The 23,058-nt window shown below is 52.3% G+C and carries 15 protein-coding genes; 10 read left to right on the top strand and 5 right to left on the bottom strand.

Annotated elements, in window-relative coordinates:
• Positions 1-59 precede the first annotated feature (59 nt).
• Complete coding sequence (locus tag IMCC3135_RS34530) at positions 60-323, top strand: Rap1a/Tai family immunity protein (protein WP_088918837.1); 264 nt, start codon at positions 60-62, stop codon at positions 321-323.
• Complete coding sequence (locus IMCC3135_RS17850; protein ID WP_205737591.1) at positions 320-460, top strand: DUF1016 N-terminal domain-containing protein; 141 nt, start codon at positions 320-322, stop codon at positions 458-460. Before IMCC3135_RS34530 ends, IMCC3135_RS17850 begins: the two co-directional genes overlap by 4 nt.
• A gap of 17 nt (positions 461-477) precedes the next feature.
• Here IMCC3135_RS17850 and IMCC3135_RS17845 read toward each other — a convergent pair whose 3' ends face one another.
• Positions 478-1,239 (bottom strand): IclR family transcriptional regulator, encoded by a 762-nt coding sequence (locus tag IMCC3135_RS17845; RefSeq protein WP_088918836.1) that lies wholly within the window; start codon positions 1,237-1,239, stop codon positions 478-480.
• A 301-nt stretch (positions 1,240-1,540) separates the two neighbouring features.
• On the opposite strand from IMCC3135_RS17845, the gene aldA reads away from it, so the two are divergent.
• The 5 genes from aldA (at position 1,541) to IMCC3135_RS17820 (ending at position 9,718) form a co-directional block, all read left to right on the top strand.
• A complete protein-coding gene (gene aldA, locus IMCC3135_RS17840) occupies positions 1,541-2,965 on the top strand; it encodes an aldehyde dehydrogenase (RefSeq protein ID WP_088918835.1) in 1,425 nt (474 codons plus the stop codon).
• Positions 2,966-3,103: 138 nt separating this feature from the next.
• A complete protein-coding gene (locus IMCC3135_RS17835) occupies positions 3,104-4,339 on the top strand; it encodes a mandelate racemase/muconate lactonizing enzyme family protein (protein WP_088918834.1) in 1,236 nt (411 codons plus the stop codon).
• Positions 4,340-4,341: 2 nt separating this feature from the next.
• Complete coding sequence (locus IMCC3135_RS17830) at positions 4,342-5,964, top strand: GMC family oxidoreductase (RefSeq protein ID WP_088918833.1); 1,623 nt, start codon at positions 4,342-4,344, stop codon at positions 5,962-5,964.
• A gap of 92 nt (positions 5,965-6,056) precedes the next feature.
• The gene (locus IMCC3135_RS17825) at positions 6,057-8,486 is read left to right on the top strand and encodes a GcvT family protein (protein ID WP_088918832.1); all 2,430 of its coding nucleotides are present in this window, start codon (positions 6,057-6,059) and stop codon (positions 8,484-8,486) included.
• 257 nt (positions 8,487-8,743) lie between these two features.
• Positions 8,744-9,718: a hypothetical protein gene (locus IMCC3135_RS17820; RefSeq protein ID WP_088918831.1), complete on the top strand. Its 975-nt coding sequence runs from the start codon at positions 8,744-8,746 to the stop codon at positions 9,716-9,718.
• A 527-nt stretch (positions 9,719-10,245) separates the two neighbouring features.
• Here the strand turns inward: IMCC3135_RS17820 and IMCC3135_RS17815 are convergent.
• A complete protein-coding gene (locus IMCC3135_RS17815; RefSeq protein WP_088918830.1) occupies positions 10,246-12,012 on the bottom strand; it encodes a fibronectin type III domain-containing protein in 1,767 nt (588 codons plus the stop codon).
• Positions 12,013-12,367: 355 nt separating this feature from the next.
• On the opposite strand from IMCC3135_RS17815, the gene IMCC3135_RS17810 reads away from it, so the two are divergent.
• Positions 12,368-12,955 (top strand): hypothetical protein, encoded by a 588-nt coding sequence (locus IMCC3135_RS17810; RefSeq protein WP_088918829.1) that lies wholly within the window; start codon positions 12,368-12,370, stop codon positions 12,953-12,955.
• A gap of 285 nt (positions 12,956-13,240) precedes the next feature.
• Positions 13,241-14,887, top strand: coding sequence for a hypothetical protein (locus tag IMCC3135_RS17805; protein ID WP_205737590.1), 1,647 nt, complete (start codon positions 13,241-13,243; stop codon positions 14,885-14,887).
• 617 nt (positions 14,888-15,504) lie between these two features.
• Here the strand turns inward: IMCC3135_RS17805 and IMCC3135_RS17795 are convergent.
• Both IMCC3135_RS17795 and IMCC3135_RS17790 read right to left on the bottom strand, forming a co-directional pair.
• The gene (locus IMCC3135_RS17795) at positions 15,505-16,578 is read right to left on the bottom strand and encodes an alpha/beta fold hydrolase (protein ID WP_088918826.1); all 1,074 of its coding nucleotides are present in this window, start codon (positions 16,576-16,578) and stop codon (positions 15,505-15,507) included.
• On the bottom strand, positions 16,575-18,932 hold the full coding sequence (locus tag IMCC3135_RS17790; protein WP_088918825.1) for a DUF3772 domain-containing protein: 2,358 nt from the start codon (positions 18,930-18,932) through the stop codon (positions 16,575-16,577). The genes IMCC3135_RS17795 and IMCC3135_RS17790 overlap by 4 nt, the downstream gene beginning before the upstream one ends.
• A gap of 256 nt (positions 18,933-19,188) precedes the next feature.
• Here IMCC3135_RS17790 and IMCC3135_RS17785 point away from each other — a divergent pair, with 256 nt between their 5' ends.
• Complete coding sequence (locus tag IMCC3135_RS17785) at positions 19,189-21,471, top strand: NADP-dependent malic enzyme (protein ID WP_088918824.1); 2,283 nt, start codon at positions 19,189-19,191, stop codon at positions 21,469-21,471.
• Between the two features lie 114 nt (positions 21,472-21,585).
• Here the strand turns inward: IMCC3135_RS17785 and IMCC3135_RS17780 are convergent, their stop codons facing one another.
• Entirely contained in the window at positions 21,586-22,908 is a 1,323-nt protein-coding gene (locus IMCC3135_RS17780) for an NAD(P)/FAD-dependent oxidoreductase (RefSeq protein ID WP_205737589.1), read from the bottom strand.
• Between the last annotated feature and the right edge of the window lie 150 nt (positions 22,909-23,058).

Genomic DNA, 23,058 nt, shown 5'->3' with positions numbered 1-23,058 from the left:
CTCTCACTCTCGCTCTGACTACCACTACGAGCTATGCGACCTTCTACACTGGCAACGATATGACCAAGTTCTGCGGAACTGGCAAGACATCTTCGAGCTATTACAGTGAAAATGCTAGATGTAGTGGCTATGTTATCGGCGTGGTCGATACGATCACACAAACCGATGCCTATGACGATGATCTTTGCTTGCCCGACATGGTAACGGTCGGACAGCTAACAAAGGTCGTCGAGAAGTCGCTGGCTATCGAGATTGAGCTGGGACACAAGGACGGCATGGCTAACAAGTACTTCAAGCAGATCAAGGATGGGGCTCGAAGGTGATCGAGCGCTTAGCGCAGGATTTACGGGCAGTATTTCGGGACATGAAAGGTTTTTCACCGCGTAATCACAAGTACATGAGGGCCTTCGCAGAGGCTTGGCATGACAACGAATTTGTGCAAGCGGTGCTTGCACAATAGCCAGCACTCAGTCTGCTTCAAACAATCCTGGACGAAAGCTGACGCACTGATTGCACCAGGTATTTGGAATAATCCCGGGCCGATTGCCGGTTGAGAAGCTCGCCATTGATGGCGGCACTGATGGCGGCCACAGGCTCGTTACGCAAGTTCAGTATGGGGGCGGCGATACAGCTGACATGGCTATCGATCTCCCCTTGTGTGACTGCATACCCCAGGCGCTTGGCGCGAACGATGTCCTCCTGGCTGCGTTCCAGCAGTGGCTTGCTATCGGGGTGGCTGCTCTGTTCGTTCTTGAAATAATCCTGCTGGAATGACTCGGAGCGCATGGAGAGTATGGCCTTGCCGGATGCCGATTGATGCAGGGGCATGGTCAGGCCAATGTGAATATTGAAAGCGCTGCTGGCTGAATGCTCGACCTTGGAGACCACCACAACCCTGTTGCCGATAGGGACACACAGAAAGATCGGTTTGTGGATCTCGTTTTTCAGAATCTCGGCAATGGGATGAAAGTAGGGGATCAGACTCTGCTTGTTGTAGATGGTGGAGGCTATCTGAAAAATGCGTGAGCCAATGCAATAGGCTCTTTTTCGACTCGGATCCAGAGCCACAAGCTGATGATCCAGAAGCGTCTTGACGAGACGATGACCGCTTGCCACGGCAATGCCTGTCTGTTCGCAGATCTCGGACAAGGTCATCGGGTAGGAAGTGGCTGCCAGTAGATCCAGAATCATCACCGTGCTGTCTACGGCAGGGGCTTTGGACTTTATTGAGGGTTGCATAGAGCTGTTTTTCATAAGCGGAAAAAATGCAAAAGCCCCTGTCTTGGTGACACCCGGTTGTGAGCTGACGACGATGATGGCTGTAACGTTTGAGAGAGCACCATTTTTGATCCGTATCTGCTGAGAACAGCCTGTACAGTTTGTCCTTGTATGGGCCCTATCACGACTGAAATCATTTATCCCAGCTTATCATTCATCAAAATATTTTCATATATGAAAATCTTATTTTATATGTGAAAATTCTATTGACTCCCGTTTTTCCAGCTCTTAGGATGCCGCCATCGATCCTGTGGAGCCCGTCATGCGCATTGACCAGAACTTTGTCAATAACGAATTTGTAGTGTCCAGTCAGGCGCAAACGCTGCCTGTCTATAATCCTGCCACCGAAGAGCTGGTTGGTCAGGTACAGCTGGCAACCGCCGAGGAGGCTATCGAGGCTGTCCAGTTTGCGGCTGCGGCACAAAAGCACTGGCGCAAGCTGACAAGTGTGGAACGCGCAGGCTATATGCACCGTCTGGCCGATGCTCTGGTGGCACGCAAGCAGCTGATCGGGCAGGCGCTGGCTGATGAGTCTGGCAAGAGCCTGGAGGATGCTTGCAATGAGGCTGTATATGCCGGGGATATCACCCGTTATCATGCCGAGTGGGCACGTCGGATTGAAGGGGAGATTGTTCCCAGTGATACCCCTGATGAGACCCTGCTGTTACAGCGAGAGCCGATCGGTGTCATTGCCTGTCTGATTCCCTTCAACTATCCCGTCTATACTCTGTTGCGAAAGATCGCCCCAGCACTGATTACCGGTAATACGGTTGTTGTTCGACCCAGTAACAACACACCAGGCTCAGCCTTCGAGATCGCACAGGCGGTGCTTGAGGCAGGCATTCCTGCTGGTGTGATCAATATTCTGACCATGGATCACGCTATTGCCGAACAGGTCTGTACGCACCCTGCCGTAGGCATGATCACGCTGACCGGTAGTGTGGGTGCGGGCCGCAAGGTGCTGGAGTATTCCCAGGTCAATATCTGCAAGTCTTCACTGGAACTGGGTGGCAAGAGCCCGGCTATCGTTGAGGCCGATGCGGATCTGGAAAAGGCGGCACGGGAGATTGTGGCCTCCAAGACGACTAACTGCGGACAGCTGTGTACCGCCATTGAACGCGTCTATGTGCATGAAGCGGTCTATGAGCGCTTTGTCGAGCTACTGCGCACGCATATGTCGGCACGCCAGTATGGCGATCGCAGTGTAGAGCCCGGTGATATGGGGCCACTGATCAATGAAAGCTCGCGCCTGAATATTCATCAGATGGTTGAGCGCGCGATTGATGATGGCGCAAAGCTTGAGATGGGCGGCTTCATTCCAGAAGGGCCAGGGCATTTCTACCCACCGACAATGCTGACCAACTGCCGCCAGGAAATGGAGATCGTGCAGGAGGAGATATTTGGCCCCGTACTGCCGGTGCTCAAGTACAGTGATGCTGACCAGGCTTTGCAGCTGGCCAACGACCATCAGTTCGGACTGGCCTCGGTTGTCTATACCGAGAACTACCGTACGGCGATGAAGCTTGCCAACAATATCGAAGCCGGTGAGGTGTATGTCAATCGCACACCGGCCGATCCGTATCAGGGCTATCACGCCGGTTGGAAGCGCTCGGGGCTGGGTGGCGATGATGGCAAGCACGGCATGCTGGACTACACCCAGACAAGACTGGTTGTTCTGAATTACTGAGTGAGCGATACCCGTCTCTGCCTGGTGTCCTCACCCGGTAGAGGCTCTTCATGTCAGCTATATCGCGCTGATGGGTGGCATTGGCACATTGGCAGTTCTAAAATTGAAATCAATGACAGCACGTAAAAAGGCACTCTGATGAAAATTATTTCTTGCGAGACACATGTCGTAGCAACACCCGCTCCCCACGTGGGTGGTATGTACTGGATCTTCGTATCCTTGCGCACCGATTGTGGCATTGAAGGCGTCGGGGAGGTCTACGCGGCCACCTTCCACCCCAAAGTGATGGTGCCGGCGATCAGTGATGTCTTCGAGCGCTGTCTGCAGGGGCATGATCCGCACCATATCGAACGCTTCTTCCGGCAAGCCTATTCCAGTGGTTTTACGCAGCGCCCCGACCTGACCATGATGGGTATTGTCAGTGGGCTGGAGATGGCGTGTTGGGACATTATCGGCAAGGCGGCAGGCAAGCCGGTGTACGAGCTGATTGGTGGCATGGTGAATGAGAAACTGCGCTGCTATACCTATCTCTACCCGAAAAACAAGCACGGCGACTATGACTATGACAACGTTGAATTAGCCGTTGACTGTGCCCTAGAGAACAAGGAGCGTGGATTTACGGCCTTGAAGTTTGATCCTGCTGGCCCCTACACGGCCTACTCAGGACATATGCTTTCGCTGGAAGACATGGACAAGAGCGCCACCTTCTGTCGGCGTATTCGCGAGGCCGTAGGCAATAGCTGTGATCTGTTGTTCGGTACCCACGGGCAAATGACGCCAGCCTCGGCTATACGCCTGGCGAAGCGTCTGGAACCCTACGACCCCATGTGGTTCGAAGAGCCGGTCCCTCCGGGTCAGAGTGAGGCGATGTCCAGAGTGGCACAACACACCAGCATTCCGATTGCCACGGGTGAGCGACTGACCAGCAAATATGAGTTTCATGACTTGTTGAAAAATGGCGCCGCCGCCATTCTGCAAATGAACCTGGGGCGTGTGGGTGGCATTCTTGAAGCCAAGAAGATTGCCAGTATTGCCGAGGCCTATTACGTGCAGATTGCCCCTCATTTGTATAACGGGCCCATTGGCGCTGCCGCCAGTATCCAGCTGGCAACGGCCACTCCCAACTTTCTGATTCAGGAAAGCATTGGTAGCTGGGATGGCTTTCATGCCGAGGTGCTGCAGGAGAAGATCGAGTGGCAAGACGGTTACATCATTCCCTCCAAAAAGCCGGGTCTGGGCGTTGAATTGAATATGGAGGTGGTCAAGGCCCACTCGCCTTATACGGGTAAAGCCTTGCACCTGTCGATGGACTCCAGGCCCTATGATTACCAGAGGCAATCTTCAAGCAGCTGGAACGAGCCTGCGGAGCGTTAGAGATGCAGTTTGATTACATCGTGGTCGGTGCAGGCTCCGCCGGTTGCATACTGGCGCATCGATTGAGCGCCTCCGGGCAATACTCGGTCCTGTTGCTCGAAGCAGGCGGCAAGGATTCCAGTCCCTGGATAAAGCTGCCAGTGGGTTTTGCCAAGACCTATTACAACCCGCAATACAACTACATGTATTACAGCGAACCGGAAGCATCCATGGCTGGTCGCAAGCTCTATGCGCCTCGAGGCAAGGTGCAGGGCGGTTCGGGTTCCATCAACGCCATGATCTATGTACGTGGCGCTGCTGCAGATTTTGACAGCTGGGCGGCGGCTGGCAACGAGGGGTGGTCACATCAGGAGGTGTTGCCGTACTTCAGGAAACTTGAAAATCACCCACTGGGCGATAACGATCATCATTCGAGCCAAGGGCTGATCGGGATCACGCCCATGAAGGTGGGTGCGCATCCGATCTGCCAGAATTTTCTGGATGGGGCTGAAGAGTTGGGCTACCCGGCAAACGATGATTTCAATGGAGCCGAATTTGAAGGCGCCGGGATTTATGAGACCAATATAGCGAAGGGGCAGCGAGCCTCGAGCAATACGGCTTACCTGAAGCCTGCCCTGAAGCGCAAGAATCTGCAGATCAAGCGCCATGCCGTCGCAGAGAAGTTGCTACTGGATGATAGTGGCCGCGTGAGTGGGGTCAGTGTGCGTACCCCTGAGGGTGTTGAGACCTGTTCTGCCAGGCTTGAAGTGATTCTGTCGGCAGGTGCAGTGGATACCCCCAAGCTGCTGCAACTGTCGGGAATAGGAGATAGTGCGCAGTTGGAGAAGCATCAGATTGCTGTTCTGAAGCACCTACCGGCAGTTGGAAAGAATCTGCAAGATCATCTGTGTGTCAGTTATTACTATCGGGCCAATATACGCACCTTGAATGATGAGTTTCTATCATTGAGTGGCAAGGTGAAAGCGGCCTTGCAGTATCTGTTGACACGCAAGGGGTCGCTGTCCATGAGTGTCAATCAGGCGGGCGGCTTCTTCAAGGGGGATGACAGTGAAGCGGAAGCTAATATTCAACTCTACTTCAATCCGATGTCGTATCAGATACCGGTGGATCCCAAAGCAGATCTGGTTCCAGAGCCGTACTCGGGTTTTCTGCTGGCCTTCAACGCCTGCCGTCCTAGCAGTCGAGGCAGTATCGAGCTGGCCTCGGCTTCAGTGAGTGATGCTGCCTTGATAAAGCCGAACTACCTGAGTACGGAAAAGGATATCAATGAAGTCATTCAAGGCAGTCGATTGATTCGCAAGATCATGAACTCGGGCGCTCTGCAATCGGTCACTGAAGCTGAAGTGATTCCCGGTGCCGCCGTTGCCAGCGACGAGCAGATGCTGCAGTACTTTCGGGAAAATGGTGGTTCTATCTACCACCTGTGTGGCTCTTGTGCCATGGGATCCGATGCTGCAACTTCGGTGGTCGATAATCGGCTACGTGTCCATGGAGTCAAAGGCCTGCGAATCGTGGATGCCTCCATTTTTCCGAGCATCCCGTCGGGCAATATCAATGCTCCTGTCATGATGGTTGCGGAAAAAGGTGCCGATATGATTCTGGAAGATAGCCCGTCAGGTGTCTGATAGAGGCCAGTTAATACCGGGCTGATATCGGCGTATAAATACATCACGGATATCAAACTTCGATAAAGAACATTCAAGGAAAAACCCTGCCCATGAAATCACAAGCCAGAGTTGTCGTCATCGGTGGCGGTGTGGTCGGTTGTTCAGTGTTATATCACCTGACGCGCTTCGGTTGGACGGATGTGATGCTGCTGGAACGTTCCGAGCTCACCTCCGGTTCAACCTGGCATGCGGCAGGCGGCATGCACACCATCAACGGTGATCCGAATGTTGCCAAGCTGCAGAAGTACACCGTCGAACTGTACAAGGAAATAGAAGAATACTCCGGTCAGGACATCGGCTTGCACATGACCGGTGGAATAATGCTGGCTGCTACCAGAGAGCGTTTCGACTGGCTTAAATCAATCGCGGCCAAAGGTCGGTACCTGGGTCTGGAGGCACAGATTCTATCGCCCACCGAGGCCCACGAACTGATGCCATTGATCGACCCCGATCAGTTTGTTGGCGCTCTGTACGACAAAGTGGAGGGACATCTGGACCCTTATGGGACGACCCATGCCTACGCCAAGTCTGCGAAGAAAAATGGTGCAACGATCGAATTGCACACCATGGTGGAAGACCTGGTGCAACGCGCTGATGGCACTTGGGATGTCATTACCAACAAGGGGAACATACATGCTGAACATGTGGTGAATGCCGCAGGTTTGTGGGCACGTGAGGTGGGGCGCATGACGGGGCTGGAGTTGCCAGTGCTGGCCATGGAGCATATGTATCTGATTACCGAGCAGATGCCCGAGGTTGTCGAGTTCAACGAGCGTACCGGGCGTGAGATGCTGCATGCCGTGGATTTTGATGGTGAGCTGTATCTGCGTCAGGAAGGGCGCGGCATGTTGATGGGGACCTACGAGAAAGACTGTCGGCCCTGGTCTGCCCATACCACGCCGTGGACATTCGGCCACGAGTTGCTCGAATCTGACCTTGATCGCATCACCCCTGAGCTGGAGGTCGGCTTTACGCACTTTCCTGCTTTCAATAATGCCGGTATCAAACAGGTCATCAATGGCCCCTTCACTTTCTCCCCTGACGGTAACCCGCTGGTGGGGCCTGTACCTGGAAAACGCAATCTGTGGTCCGCCTGTGCGGTGATGGCAGGCTTCAGCCAGGGCGGTGGTGTGGGGCTGGCACTGGCCAACTGGATGATTGATGGTGATCCGGGTATGGATGTCTTTGCAATGGACATCGCACGCTTTGGTAACTTTGCCAGTCGCAGTTATACAAACAAGAAGGTGCGTGAGAATTACTCTCGACGTTTCTCGATACGCTTTCCGAATGAGGAGTTACCTGCCGGGCGACCTCTGAAAACAAGCCCATTGTATGAGCCGATGAAGGCTGCTGGTGCACAGTTCACGGCAAGCCACGGCCTGGAGGTGCCATTGTGGTTTGCACCGCCGGGCACTGAGGAACAATTCTCATGGCGCCGCTCTACCGACTTTGCACCGGTTGGTGACGAGGTACGGGCGGTACGCAGTGCCGTGGGACTGATTGAAATATCCGGCTTTGCAAAGTATTCGGTGACCGGGGCAGACTCAGCGGCTTATCTGGATCGTGTGCTGGCCTGTCAGCTGCCTGCTGAGGGGCGCATGACACTGGCACCGATGCTCAAGCACGATGGCAAGTTGATCGGAGATTTTACTGTCGCTAATCTGGGGGATGGGGAGTGGTTCATTGCAGGTTCGGGTATTGCCGAGGATTATCACATGCGCTGGTTCAGGCAGCAGATCAGCGATAGCGAGCGGGTTGATGTACGCCCCTACGGTATGAGCTTGATGGGAGTTTCGATAGTCGGGCCGCGTGCACGTGAGGTGCTTGCCGCGGTGACTGATGAGGATGTATCGGCCGAGAGTTTCCGGTTCATGGACATCCGTCACTTGTCCATTGGCATGGCGCAGGCGCTTGTGGGGCGAGTCAGTTTCACAGGTGATCTGGGCTACGAGATCTGGACCAAACCCGAAGACCTGCGTCATGTCTATGATGTGCTGATGGCAGCGGGCGAGCAGTACGGTATTCGTCTGTTCGGGTTACGTGCACTTAACTCCTTACGATTAGAGAAGAACTACGGTGGCTGGGCTCGTGAATATCGACCCATCTATACCCCTTTTGAGGCAGAGTTGGGGTACTTCGTGGCATTGGATAAATCAGCAGATTTCATTGGTAAGGCCGCCGCTGTGGAGGCCCATGACAACAAGGGTGGCCCCATGCGTCTGCGCGGGTTTGTAGTCGATGTGCACGATGCCGATGTCATTGGGGATGAGCCTATCTACCTTGAGGGCAAAGTCTGTGGCTGGGTGACATCGGGTGGTTATGCCCATCACAGTCAACTGTCTATGGCGATGGGGTATGTGCCGCGTGACGTTGCCGATACACAGATCGGCTGGGAAGTTGAGATTCTGGGAGAACGATTGCCCGCCAGATTGCAAAGAGCGCCTGTGTTTGATGCTGATGGGAGCAGAATGAGGGGCTGAAAAGCCTGATGTCCAGTCCTCCTTGTTAGAGCACGAAAAGTATCAACAGTGTCGTGTCTATGCGTGATCAGTAATGAATCGGAGTGATATTACGGTGGGTGCACAATGTAACGAGATGCATTTTCGTGGTTAGAAGTTTGCCCTTGACGCGATCGGGCTAGAACCCGGAAATGTGAAATGGTTAATATTCCCGCTTTTTCCAAAGTGCTAACTGATTTATCATGCAGCCCTTCATATTCTTCAAGGACGTTCATACAATGAAAATTAGCGTATTGCTACTGGCTACTGCTGTTTTTGCCGTTGGCTGTAGTAGCTCTGACGATGATGACATTCCGGTATCGCAGAATGACCCTTCAATCCCAGGGGATGACGGCACAACGGATACAGAGCAGGAAACAATTGCTGATTTCATTACGATGGATAACCACGTCGAGCTGCTGAGAAACGTTCTTTCCATCTATTCAGGCAAACTTTGGGCCGACGAAGTTCTGATAGAGCCTGACAGTGGTGACCGATTGGTACCCACGGGTGTTGAATATGCGGCCGATGGGACTGGCGATCTGATATCAACCCCCGTTGATATCGTTTGTGAAAATGGTGGCACGGTCAGTATCACTCCAGCCACCGATGGCCAACCCGCTGACGCTGTTACCTCCTGGGACTTCGAATTTGATAATTGTCAGAAGGGCGAGGCGGTACGAGAAGGGCAGCTCAAGAGAGAGATATACGAGTCGGTCAGATTTACATCCGCTGACTATTCCAATACATCGCAATCGAGGCAGATCGAATTTTCAGGTGATTTGTACTACTCGTCTTTCGCTACCGAAAGAGCTGACGGTGTTGGCACCCTTATAACCGAGGATGTTGACTTCACCTACTCAAACAATGTTGACAATCTGGTTATCACAGAATCCAATGTGAACTATTACGCGGGCACATTCACCGGAACTTCTGGTGGGTTTCATGTGAAAGCCAACTGGACTAATGATATTGAACTGGCAGTGAGTACGATTGACAATCTGCTATTGGTGGATTCCGCTGGCGTAATCATCGATCAAGGGTCGTTTGAGGTACGCAATGGTGACGACAATGTTCTTGTTTTCAATGCCGATACCGGGGATGTCAACACAGTGGAAGTAAGCATCACCTCTGATGGGGTGACAGATACCGTGATTGAACCCTGGTCGTTATTGTCAGACAGTTTCAGGTTCGTCACCGTTACTGGGTTCTGATTGCTGAGGATGTAGCGCGGGCAGTGCCCATTGGCATTGCCCTTTTAGATTCTGACAAGGTGCTTTTCAACCATGCAAAAGCATTTGTTGGAACCTGTAGTCAGGCTCTGTTGATTGTTCAGTAGTTTTCAACCGACACGTCACCACTGGCATGTTCTATTATCCACGGCGTATTCCATGAGTATTTAGGGGTCGTGAAACAATAAACTATACTTTTCAGTCGCCCCTGCATCCTGCCCTTCTGCGTTGTTTGTCGGTTGAATAGCCCGCTATTCGCCCTCCTCACGCCTTGCCGGGCAGGCGCAGGACCAACCGAAAAGTATAGTTAATTATTTCACGACCCCTTAGTGGGCTTTTCTTGACCACAAGCTGCTAGAGCTATTGACAGTCAGGCGATCAGCGTATGCCTCAATATAATAAAAAAACGGGTGGCACACTGACATGAACCACCCGCCTCACTACTGTAGCTAATAATAAAAATACTACGGTATTCGCTCTATCAATCGAAAGCGAGTAAGCCGTGAAGATTAATACAACAAGGCCGGAGTAGCAGGCTCTCTGACAAGTAAATCAGATCGCCAGTTCTCCCATGAGTCTGTTAATACGTGCTCCCCAGAAGAATTGATGATAGTAACCTCGACGGTGCTCTGATCACCGTTATCTGCATCAAGCACCAGCTCACTATTATCTGCCGCCACAAGCCTGAGCTTGCCTTCTCCGAAAGACCATGAGTCCAAGATACCTTCCTCGGGATCCTGGATTTGATAGGAAAATATTTTTTCGATCGTCGCTGCAACCTTGAGGCCTTGCAACACCTCAGTCTGCATCGTGAAACTACCACTCATGCCCGCGATGAACTGATGCAGATCAATGCCGGAGAAGAACTCTGTCTTGTCTGTATCGATCAACAAAGTATCACTATCAAGGGTGAAAGCATAGTTCAAGCCATCACTTGTCCATCCAGAGATTAAATCATTAGTACTTCGTCCGTATGCACGTTGAGCACTGCCGTCGATATACATTCGTCCGAACCCTACTGCGTTGTCGAGTAAGACAGAGTAGTTTGCAAAATCAGACCTACTGGCAACTTGATCAGTATGATTAATTATTTGCCCGTTCCGAACATCTCCCACATCATTCTGCTGCTCAGCCGTCTCATAGCCGCTCAACGTGCATCGATTGAAGTCCATCGAGTCAAATACGATGCCATTAAAAGCATCTATTGCACGTTCCACCGTTTCTTCCTCGGCACCAGACAACGGGCCCATGCAACTACGCGTTACATATGTGCGTGGGTTTCCATCTTCGTCCTGCGTATCGAATTCACTGAGATAATTGGTCTGAATATCATCATAATACACATCAATACGATGGTCATAGGCTTGACCACTGTAGACTTTGAACACCTGCGACAATAGCGCCGCATAATTATCCTGATTGATGCTACTGCCTCTTTTTTCACTCGCCGCAACCACAACACCTTCAAATCGCTCACCACTGGTAAGATTGATAACGTTATAGACCCCCGGCGTGACACGACACGATCTTCCGCCCTCGCAAAATGCAGTGTAATCAGTAGCGCTTTGAACTTGATACCAACCATTATCTGGCCAACTGATATCCAATCCATCAACAAGAATTCCGGCACTACTGTAATCAGGAGAGTCTGTTCGATCTGGCTCAGATGTGGATATGATCAAAATAGCGGGTGTGCTACTGGTATAGCTATCCCGATAGTCGATTTGATAAGTATAAGTGACTCCTGGCTGTAACTCGTCATCAAAGTAGCTGTTGTTATTCTGTGTACTGACCAGCTCACCATCGCGATAGATGTCAAACAGTGTAGAACTACTGTAGGGTGGTCTGTCCCAGAACAACTCCGCCGCAGTGGAGGAATAAACACTAGCTCTGACATTGGACAGGCTGTAGTCACTGGTATAGGAAAAGCTGGTTGGTTCAGACACATCACCATTGGCGTAGTGTGCCTTCACTTCAATTGAATAGGTGTGACCGTTATACAAAGTAGCTTGCCCAATTGCGTAGCTCGTCAGCAGACGATCATCCACGAACTTCTGGCCATCCAGATATAGAGAATAACCTGTGGCTTTACCGCGGGTTTCATCAATGGCCTCATCCCATGACCAGCTGATCTGGCTCGAGCTGTAATTGCTGGCTCTCAGGTTCTCGGGAGCCTCTGCAACTGGCGCAGCAAACAAACTGGCCGGAACTATAAAAACTCCCAACAAGCCGATAGCGGGATAAGGTAAAGCAGGTAACAGACGTATTGTCTTCATGAAAACTCCTTGTTATTGAAGCACTGAACCCATCAAATGTGCCTGCACATTGAATCATGATTGATTTACCATTGATGGGTATTAGTACCTTATCCAGAGGCCTATCTGTTACTAAATCATATTTGTAATGTTGGTTTGATTAGTGAGGGTTTCGTACATCGTCGCACGATGTGCCCACAATACAAGGTTGTAGGTTAGCTGGAGAAAATGTATCTGACTGCGGTCGATGGGTCCTGCACCAGAAAGGAGTAGCAAGGGTAATGGCTGCTCGGTGGAGATTGATTCTGTGCCAGATGTGTGATGGAGCAGCTGGCTGAGGTCTTGAAAGGAGTATGGGAAAAGTAGTTGGCAGCTCATGGCTATGGAAACCATGTTTCTGTTGGTTTATCATGTTGCTTTCAATTACCGGGTAATAAGTCGAAGCAATTATAAAAATATGAATATACGTAAACCTTTTTTACTACTATTCGCGCTCTCGTCAAGCCTGTTTTTTCAAGTAGGAATGGCTAAAGACAATCCTGACCTGTCTACCTACTTGAAGGCTGATAACCCAAGTGGGGCTATTACCTTGGCGAAAACGCTTGATCATTCTTCAGCAAAATATGGTGATACCTCTACTGACTCTTACTACAGCTCAGGTTCGCCAAGTTTCAAGCTGTTGGATTTCACGCTTGAAGACTGTACTATCAGCCTTTTCGATAAAGAGATAGGTCTTATTAATGTCTCGTTCAAAGGTGATGAAAACAGAGATCGCCTCTTCAATTTTCTAACAGAGTCATTAGGAGATGGGGAAGAAGTATACGATGATGGGGACGCCTCGTATCGCTGGTTAGGCAAAGACGAATTTTACTACGAGCTTGTATATGCTGACTACTCGGAAACCTATTATTTAAGTATATCGAATGATGTTTACCGAAACTTCAAGGAGAGCTACGGTGGTTGAAAGTTCTGATTTGAATCACCCTTTATAGGGCGCTGAGATGGAAAAAAGGGATGGCTGGAGAGACATTATTCCAGGCACTCGCGGGTCGATTAGTTGATCGGAAACTGTGTAAAAATACCAATGTCCGGGATGGTATTTGATCGCTTAAAGGAGTAAAAATCTCGTCAGTGAACAAGACGGCCAAGCCGATCTCTTCACGGATGCCGTTTCTCCTTAACGGTTCGAACCTATCAATTCTCCAGAGACACCGCAGTTATGATCATGTGCAAAAAGACGGACAGACACGTGAGTGGTCAGTATGTCTTGACAAACAAGGTAAGCCTTGTCGCCGCTGCAGTAGCCGCCTTGTTGGCAGCGCCACTGGCGCAGGCGCAGCCGGTGGTCTCAGGATCCGAAATATCCTGGCCGGACGATGGCTGGTATCAAGTACAGAGCGCCGATGGCCTGACCAATATTTGTGAAGGCACTCGATCCTGCCAGGTTGAGCCAGGCAGCTACATTGTGATCAACCATACCACCGGTGAGCGTTTCACCCATGTTACGGTTCCGGCTTCACCGGCAACGGGCAGCATTCAGGTCGATGGCAACACCGTCAGCTGGCCGGACGATGGCTGGTATCAAGTGCAGAGCGCCGATGGCCTGACCAATATTTGTGAGGGCACTCGATCCTGCCAGGTTGAGCCAGGCAGCTACATTGTGATCAACCATACCACCGGTGAGCGTTTCACCGATGTCACGGTCTCATCTTCACAGGCTACGGACGAGGTACTCGTTGATGGCAACACCATCAGCTGGCCGGACGATGGCTGGTATCAGGTGCAGTCGGCCGACACTTACGAATCCTTTTGCGAGGGCGGGAGGTCATGCACCGTAGCTGCCGGTGTTTACATTGTCATCAACCTGACAACCGGTCAACGCCACGAGGGCATCGTGGTGGAAGGCGATGATGGGGCAGGCACGGGACTGGTGTTGGACACACAGTCGAACGAGCTTATTACCGAGCTGGCTGGCTACAGGCTGGACGAGGCGGCGGCCGCGGCCCCCGAAGTCGCCGCTAGCATCATTGCTGGCAATATCGGCGTCACGGTACTGGAAGCAGGACAGTACGAGGTTGATGAAATCGCACAACCCACGGAACGAACGCAGTATGCCTGCGCTGAAGGCGGCACCATGACGTTGGAGACCGGACGTACGCGTATCCGCGAATCTGAATACTCGCACGATACCAGCTACAACATCTGGGAATTTGACAACTGTCAGACTGAACTCGACGCCGGTGTTCCTGTCGCAGGCTCCTATGAAATCATTGGCAAGCTGGCAGTTCAGAGAGATTTCGTCTCCGGCAGCCGTTTTAACACCATCGAGAATTCGATTGCCTTCACGGGATTCGATATACGGACGGACGGTTTCGCATTGACTGTCAACGCCAGTGTGCAGGCCAGCGACAACACTTCTGGCGTTAGTATCAATCGGCAGCGAAGCGTCTCGATTCCACAGTATGTACTGCAGGAGAGCAGTGTACCGTTCTCCGCACCTTCACTGACAATCGCTGATGCCAATTTCATCCAGGAGTTTTCGAATACATCCAATGGTGCGCTCCAGAGTTCTTCACTGGATGTGCAAGGTTGGATTTCGGGCGAGCTGACCGATGATACCGCGGTTAGCGTAACCACCATCGCACCTCTGAACCGTGTTCTGGGAGTGGGGTCATTGGAAAGCGAAAATGTTCCCTTCAGTGGCCAGCTGCAAATGCTTGGCTCTGACGATTCTGTACTGACCATCAGTGCCAATCCTGAAGCCAGTGAAGGCCAGTATCTGTTCGTTGACTACAATTTATTGGATGCAGATGGCGAACAGCGTGAAACAATCGGCGCTCAACTTGTTGATCTGCCACTTGCAGCATACGACAGTCTGGATTGGCTAGACGAATAAAAACGGGCATGAGCGCTATTTTCGATAACGCTTGAATCTAAGCACGCCGGGGTAGTGTGCATCTGCACTGCCCTGGCTCGTATCTTTCACACGACAGGTAGGTTTTTGGGCTGAAAAAATGCGGTCAATAACAGGGTAACCATTATTCCAACGCCCAGTATCAGACCTGACGCCTGTGTCATATGTACAAGATAGCCCAAAATCGGTAGTGCAATGAACGGTAACAGGTAAGTCAACGGTATCCGACGTGCAATCGTCCGGCGAAACAGTGCATTGCCCAGCACGAATATGAGTGGCCCGGCAACCGCGATAGCAATAACTGGAAGAGGTGCCGTCTGTGCCGGATTGGTGATGATTTCTTCAATCGCAACGGCTACAACGATGGCACCGCAGACGATGATCCCATGCGCATGAATTACTATTATTTCAAGTTCCGGGTTATGTAGAGCAGGCTCTCAAAGGCTAAAAATATACCACCATTGCTATGCGCCGCTTATATCCGCACGCCCAAACACCCAAAACGTGCGAAGCATCCACCAGACACTGTTGATCAAGAAAGGGGGAAAGACGTCGTACCCACTTCGTCCGGTCCAGATTGTGAAAATCTCGGCAATCACTCACCGGCTCAAGCCAACAGAATCCGGCAAAGATTGCACAAACGCCTCTATCAGCTGCTCGACTTCCCGACTACGGGAGTGGTGCAGGGCATGGCCGGCGCCCTCCAGCTCGACTGACTGTAATTGCGGTACTTGCAAGGCCAGACGTGCATCGTGATTCCATGCAGGCACGATCGTATCCTTGCTGCCAGTGATTGACAGTATCGGTTGCCTGATACTGCCGTACTCCAGGGACTGTTGTTCCAGATAACCGCTAAGTCGAGTCAAGTCCTGAGCATTATGCTGAAAGGTCTGAGGCCTTAGCGATAACACCACACCCATCTCTTCAAGGTAATTGTCGGGGACAGCTTCGGGGGCAAATACACTGGCGATGGCACCCTCAAGCGCCAGGTTGCCGATCGGCTCAATGTACTGCCAGCTAAACAGCGGACCGATAATGGGGGTTGCGGCCAACTCCACATGCCAGGCAGAGCCTCCTTCCCAGGGGTGAGTGGCTCCGGCCAGCAACACGCCAGCTCTGACATTTTCCTTCAGCAGGCCTGCCATCACTACAGAACCTGCCCAGGAGTGCCCAACCCAGATGCTGTTTTCGGCACCAAGTGCTTCCAATGCGCCTGCGATCAAGCGTGCCTGGCGTTGCGGATTCGTCCACGGGTCCGGGGTATCCAGTAGAGCTATCTCCTCATTTGCAGCGGATGCTGTTGAAGATGATGCGGACAGCGCTGGTGCGTCTGCATTGCCTCGCTCGCTATAACCGTGTCCCGGTCTATCGATACTGATGATGCGCATGTTTTGCGCCAGGTGTTGTTTGATGCCTTTCTCAAAGTCCAGCAAGCTGGTGCTGGCACCATGGATAAGAACAACGACGGGAACATCGGTTTGCTGATCGTTGTTTTCGACAAGTTCTGGCGTTCCGGTATCAACGACATGCATGGTCACACCATCGACGCAAATCAATTGCCCAATTGCCGGATAGTGCTGCATTGAACGTTGGGAGAGAAAATACGAAGCAATAAGCAATGCGGCGTTAAATAAAAAAATCGCAGAGATTATCCAGACAAAGTAGGGCTTCATACGTTTTTGGGTCCGGGGTCGATATGAACGTGTCGCTGTGGATAGGGGGTCTTGATCCCGGCGTCTCTGCAGGCCTGGTCGATAATGAAGCGTAGTTGGCTGGCAACGATAGGATAGCGCTCTGCATCGCGTACAAAAACACGCAGTTCAAAGAGTAGCGCACTTTCGCCAAAATCAACAAACAAGGCGTAGGGCTCGGGAGCCTCCAGTACTTCTTCGTGTGCTGTCGCACTGTTTAGAAGTAGCTTCTGGAACTGTTGTATATCGGAACCGTGAGCCACACCAATCTTGATGATGACGCGCACGGTGCGATCTGTATGAGTCCAGTTGACGACGGAGTTGGACACCAGCTCACTGTTGGGAACATTGATAGAGGCCTTGTCAAACGTTTCGATTTCGGTTGATACCCCCATGATGTTCCTGACGATGCCCTCATGCCCGCCAACTTCAATCCAGTCGCCAACCCGAATAGGGCGCTGGGCCAGTAATATCAGTCCCGACATGAAATTGTTGACGACACTCTGTAGGCCCAAGCCGATACCCACTGATAAAGCGCCAAAGACCAGCACCAGATTGCTCAAGCCGACGCCGAGCGTCACAATGGCCAGAATGAGCGCCATGGCCAAGCCCAGATAACCAATACCGACATACACCGAATGACGCACACCAAAGTCGGCTCGAGATTCAGTCAGAACATGTTCGTAGATGACTCGTCGTAATAATCGCGATGCAACGAATGTCATGGTGAACACCAGCAAGGCAAGCAGGAAGCGGCCCGGTGAGAGAGTCAATTCCCCGATCGTCACACCCTCCAGCAGGCGTCGGCTCCAGAGATAGATTGATGTCTGTGGCAAGCCCCAGGCACTGGCCAGGACATACAGTACGGGACCCAGCAGGAGAAAATCCAGCAAGCTGCCAAGCCAGAATTCTGAAGAGCTACCACCCGACAGGCGCTCAATTCTGATGAAATCCTGCCACGCGCTGATCAGACGATCCAAAAGGTCGTGTAACAGGCGGCGTATGAGTAGCAGGGTCCCTAGCGTAATCAGAGTCAACGCCAGGCGTGACACCAGGAAAGCGCTCAGCTCGACGTAGCTGGCCAAGGCCAGTATCAGGGCTGTCGTGACGACCACCATGAGAGATCGGCGCAATGCAACAGGCAGTCGTGATGGTTGAGCTTCGTCACTTTGGAGGGTTGCGGGCCGCCAGAAGTGTTGACGAAGCAGATCCAGTAGCATCAGACCAACCGTGAAAGCGATGAGCAATTTTCCGACGATATCGAGTTCAACGCTATAGGGGCGATAAGGCTCGCTCGCCCGATATAAGGCGAGCATTACGGCACAAAAGGCGATCAGCCATTGTATTCGTCGTGTGAGTCTGGCGGCAACGGTTGAGTCAATGGTAAGCAGACGCCAGTTGGGGGCATAAGGAACCAGGGCTGCTCTGACAGGCGCTGCGGCAGCAACACCTAGTACAAGGCTCAGCGTGACAGCCTTGACCAGCGTCATGGACTGTTCGCCGACTAGCTCCTGATGGACGAGAGTCAGGCCAATGCCGCCGAAGATGGCCGCGGGCAGCAGTCCGCTGGCAACCCCTTCAGCAAAAGCGCTCAGCGTACGCTGCGTATAGGATGTCTCGTTTGCCTGAGGCTGACGTCCGTACCGGCCTTTCAACCAGCTTCCGAAGGGCAATGCACTGAGCGCACAAAGCAGTACCAACACCAGTGCCAGCCAGGCTGTCCAGACATGGCGTCTCTGACCGTTCAGTAGCTCACGTGCGTCTTGCGCAAGCTTGGCGCTCATGGCCGTTGAATCTGTCAATACTTTTTTCCAGAATCCACTTGTGTAGATGGCTGGCGAACGGGTAAGCAGTTCTGCCTGCAAGCGCTGACCTCGACTCCTGATCAGCTTTTCGAGGAGCTGCTCGGCGCGCACAATCATCAGTTCAGCTTGTTTTTCCTGCTGCTGCAGTGCGGCAATCTGTCCGTCGATCTCAGTGCGTTGTGCACTAATGGTAGCGGTCTCGGCAGGCTCGTTGTCCTCTGGCGGTGCACCCAAAGCTTCCAATTCCAGCTGCGGAATTTTCAGAGCATCGCTTGCCTGGGCTTTGTGCTGTTCAACCGCATCAATCAGCGTCCCTAAGCGGCTCTCGTAGCGTTCGTAATCGGCGGCTACCTCCTCATTTTGCTCCAGCTCGAGTTCGATCCAGTCGAGTGTCACGCCCCAACGCTGCTGTAGGGAAAGCTCGGTATTTTCCGTGGGTTGAGCGTAGGCAAGGTTGCAGATCAATAGCAGGGAATAGCAGATCACAGTGGCTAAAAAGAAGGTACGCCTTTCCCGAACACACATCGTCATTGCTTTGAGGCCACCAGAATCTGACCTGTCAGTCTAGTGTAGCGAGCAACGGTTGCAAATCCAGTGCAAGCTTTGCGTAATCGATATTCTGCAATCCGTGTTTCTCGGTCCCCATTTGCTGATCGGTGTGACGTTGAGCCTCGCAGTGGGGCAGGCTGCAGCAAAAAAGGGAGATTATGGCCGTCCGCCACTATCGGGTAAATAATGTTTGCGTTACTGTAAGTCTGTGACGACTATTAACAAGGAGATTCACACAGTGAGCGAAGACCATATCCGCAAGGAGGCTCTCGACTACCATCGGCTGCCCACCGCAGGAAAAATATCGTTAGCCCCCACCAAGGCTTTGACGACACAGCACGATCTTTCATTGGCCTATTCGCCCGGTGTGGCGTATGCCTGCACCGCAATCCAGGAAGATCCCTTGCTGGCAGCAGAGCTGACCTCGCGTGCAAACCTGGTGGCAGTCATCACCAATGGTACTGCCGTGCTGGGCCTGGGCAATATTGGCGCACTAGCGAGCAAACCTGTCATGGAAGGCAAGGGATGTCTGTTCAAGAAGTTCGCCGGTATTGATGTTTTTGATATCGAAGTGGCAGAGACTGATCCTGCCAAATTCGTAGAAGTAGTCGCAGCACTGGAGCCGACCTTTGGCGGCATCAACCTTGAAGATATCAAAGCGCCTGAATGCTTCTATATCGAGAAGGAACTGCGCAAGCGCATGAAAATCCCCGTGTTTCATGACGATCAACATGGTACGGCCATTGTTACAGCCGCAGCGGTCACCAACGCACTGCAGCTGGTAGGCAAGCAGATAGAGGATGTTCGACTGGTTGCCTCAGGCGCAGGCGCTGCTGCACTGGCCTGCCTCAACCTGTTGATCAGTATGGGACTGAAGCGCGAAAACGTCCTGTTGTGTGACTCGCGGGGCGTGGTCTACAAGGGGCGCGACAATGTCGATGAAAGTAAAGCGGGCTACGCACGTGATACCCATCTGCGAACCTTGTCAGAGGCGATCGTTGAGGCAGACATATTCCTGGGCTTATCCAAGGGCGGAGCCCTCAAGCCCGAGATGCTGGAGCAGATGGCCGCCAATCCTGTCATATTGGCCATGGCGAATCCTGAGCCCGAAATACGTCCGGAACTGGCCAAGCAGGTGAGGCCGGATTGCATGATAGGTACAGGGCGATCTGACTATCCCAACCAGGTCAACAACTCCTTGTGCTTTCCGTTCATCTTTCGTGGTGCTCTGGATGTTGGCGCTACTGAAATAAACGAGGCCATGAAGGTGGCAGCCGTCAAGGCACTGGCCGCCATTGCTCAGGCGGAAACATCAGAAATTGTTGCGCAGGCCTATGGTGAGCCCACGCCACCCTTTGGCCCGGATTACCTGATACCACGGGCTTTTGATCCGCGTCTGATTACTCAAATATCACCCGCGGTTGCACAAGCTGCCATGGACACGGGGGTAGCTACAAAACCCATCAGTGATATGAAAGCCTACCGGAACCAGTTGTCTCAGTTTGTCTATGAGTCAAGCTCACCGATGCAGCCGGTTTTCCTGGCAGCGATGAACAATCCGAAACGCGTCATATATGCAGAAGGCGAGGACGAGCGTGTACTGCGTGCTGCTCAGGTTGCCGTTGATGAGGGGCTTGCACAGCCACTGCTTATTGGCCGTACTGACATCATCAGTTCACGCATAGAGCGGCTTGGTTTACGGCTAAGGGAAGGGGTTCATTATGAGAGCGTCAATGTACTGGACGACCCGCGTTATCATGAAGTCTGGAGCGAGTACTACGAGTTGTGCAAACGCCAGGGCGTAACCAAAGAGCAGGCCAAAGAGGAGACGCGAACACGAACAACATTGATCGGTTGCATGCTGCTACAGCGTGGCGATGCAGATGCGCTTCTTTGCGGTACCACGGGTCACTACGCCGAGCATCTGGGTTATGTGCGCAAGGTGATCGGGAGAGCATCGGGTGTCAACACGTTTGCAGAGCTGCAAATGATTGTTCTTTCCGACCGGCAGCTTTTCATCTGCGATACGCAAGTCAATGACAATCCGAGTGCCGAGCAGATTGCTGAAATAGCGATTCTGGCTGCAGATGAAGTCAGTCGTTTTGGCATAGTACCCAGTGTTGCATTACTGTCCCGATCCAGCTTTGGCAGTGCTGAGGTTGCTTCTGCCCAGAAAATGCGTGACGCTTTGACCATTATCAAGCTTCGCAGGCCAGATCTTGAAGTCGATGGTGAGATGCGCGCAGATCAGGCCTTGTCGGCATCCATCCGGGAGCGGGATTTCCCCGATTCCACACTGACGTCCAATGCCAATGTGCTCGTCATGCCTAATGTCGATGCTGCCAATATCACGTATAACGCATTACGTGTGGTCAGCAGTGGTGTGACGATGGGTGGCATTCTGCTGGGTGCTGCCAAGTCGGTTCATATCATGTCCTCATCATCCACGGTACGCCGTATCGTGAACATGACGGCACTGGCCTCCGTTGATGCAACTGCTCACGGCGTGTTGGCGGAGTAGGGAATAACAGGCGTCTCTCCCTGGCTGGGGAAACCCATGTGGTTTCTGAAGCGATCTTTAAAACTGACAGGTGCTCGTCTATGAAACATAGGCGGGTGCCTGTCAGTTATCGTGTCAAAAGAGTCGCTGCGGATCCAGTTTTGATTGAACCGGCAAGGTGTCAGTCTGAGCTTCGATAGCATCCGCCAATAGCCTTGCTGTCGTCGGTCCCAGAGTGAGTCCATGATGGCCATGGCCGAAGTTAAACCACATGCCCGAATGCTTCGGAGCCTTTCCAACTACCGGTAGCATGTCAGGCATGAAGGGGCGAGTACCATACCATTGAGGCTCTTCTACTCGATCTCCCAACTCCATGATCTGGGCAAGGCCTTTTGCACCTCGTATCAACTGACTCGGATTTGCCGGCTCATTCTGTGGGACCAGTGCTACGCCTGTGGTAATTCGAAGTCCTTTTACCATGGAGGAGGCCACAACCCCGTTGGCCACATCCAGGATTGGACGCTGCAGTTTTACAGGCGCATTAAAGTGGCCGTGATAGCCCCGTTTGAGCACCATGGGGATCTTGTAGCCAAACCTTTTGAGTGTCTGTGGCGCCCAGGGGCCGAGGGCAATCACGACGGAGGAGGCCTCCGTGACGCCCTCTATGGTGTCGACGCTCCAACCAGAACCATTCGGCTTTAACGAACTGGCATCTCCGGTTCGAATCTCTCCACCCCGAGTGACAAACAGGTCTGCGTACAGTTGGGTCAGGCGGCCAGGGTCCGAGCACGTCCAGCTGTCGTGCCAGTGGATGGCGCCTGCAAACTCACCAGTGAGAGCAGGTTCTTCTCCGGCGTACTCAGTCCCGGTCAGCAATCGTGCCTTGAGCTTGTAGGTGGTACAAAGCCTGTCCATTTCCTGTGCCGCTGCATCAAATGCCCTGGCGTCCTTGTACACACAAGAGAATCCATCTCGGGTGATCAGATCATCTGCTTGCGCCGCTGTGATCCAGCTAGCGTGATCTGCCGTTGCACTAGAGGTGAGCTGTGCATAGGTTTGAGATATTTCCCGATGACGTCGGGTTTCAGAAAAGCGATAATATTTCCACAGAGCCGAAGCATTTGCCAGAATTCCTGCACTGGACCAGCTCAGATCGTTCGTCATTCCCAGAGCCATACGTACTAGCGTGGGCAGATTTCTCGGTAGTAGATAGGGCTCGGCTGCCTCGCCCTGAATGACGCCAGCGTTGCCGTAGCTTGTTTCCAGGCCCGGAGATGTGCGATCCACGACAACCACAGAATGGCCTCTGGATTGCAGCTCCAGAGCGGTTGAGATACCCACGATGCCGGCACCCAGTACTAGAAATTCAGACATTGAAACACCTTGTGTATTTTCCGGAGTTGAGCGTGATAATCCGATGCCCTGAATAGCCACTGACAGGTGAAAGTGCACGCTCATGATGAAGCTGAAGAACTCTATTGTATAGACATAATCAAAGTACAGAAACTGCTGAAGGTGAACATCGAGCCGCTGTTTTTACTTAATTATATATACCACCATTGCATTGGAGTTGAAAGATAAGTGATCCAACATCTCAGCAAGCCCTAA

The organism is Granulosicoccus antarcticus IMCC3135 (assembly GCF_002215215.1).
Taxonomy (GTDB): domain Bacteria; phylum Pseudomonadota; class Gammaproteobacteria; order Granulosicoccales; family Granulosicoccaceae; genus Granulosicoccus; species Granulosicoccus antarcticus.
Note: the sequence above shows the minus strand (reverse complement) of the source record. Positions and strands in the feature narration are given on the sequence as shown.

Bases quoted from the DNA above. Each gene is read 5' to 3' on its own strand.
- IMCC3135_RS34530 (WP_088918837.1), top strand. From the start codon at position 60: ATGACCAAGTTCTGCGGAACTGGCAAGACATCTTCGAGCTATTACAGT.
- IMCC3135_RS17845 (WP_088918836.1), bottom strand. From the start codon at position 1,239: ATGCAACCCTCAATAAAGTCCAAAGCCCCTGCCGTAGACAGCACGGTG.
- aldA (WP_088918835.1), top strand. From the start codon at position 1,541: ATGCGCATTGACCAGAACTTTGTCAATAACGAATTTGTAGTGTCCAGT.
- IMCC3135_RS17835 (WP_088918834.1), top strand. From the start codon at position 3,104: ATGAAAATTATTTCTTGCGAGACACATGTCGTAGCAACACCCGCTCCC.
- IMCC3135_RS17830 (WP_088918833.1), top strand. From the start codon at position 4,342: ATGCAGTTTGATTACATCGTGGTCGGTGCAGGCTCCGCCGGTTGCATA.
- IMCC3135_RS17825 (WP_088918832.1), top strand. From the start codon at position 6,057: ATGAAATCACAAGCCAGAGTTGTCGTCATCGGTGGCGGTGTGGTCGGT.
- IMCC3135_RS17820 (WP_088918831.1), top strand. From the start codon at position 8,744: ATGAAAATTAGCGTATTGCTACTGGCTACTGCTGTTTTTGCCGTTGGC.
- IMCC3135_RS17815 (WP_088918830.1), bottom strand. From the start codon at position 12,012: ATGAAGACAATACGTCTGTTACCTGCTTTACCTTATCCCGCTATCGGC.
- IMCC3135_RS17810 (WP_088918829.1), top strand. From the start codon at position 12,368: ATGGCTATGGAAACCATGTTTCTGTTGGTTTATCATGTTGCTTTCAAT.
- IMCC3135_RS17795 (WP_088918826.1), bottom strand. From the start codon at position 16,578: ATGAAGCCCTACTTTGTCTGGATAATCTCTGCGATTTTTTTATTTAAC.
- IMCC3135_RS17790 (WP_088918825.1), bottom strand. From the start codon at position 18,932: ATGACGATGTGTGTTCGGGAAAGGCGTACCTTCTTTTTAGCCACTGTG.
- IMCC3135_RS17780 (WP_205737589.1), bottom strand. From the start codon at position 22,908: ATGAGCGTGCACTTTCACCTGTCAGTGGCTATTCAGGGCATCGGATTA.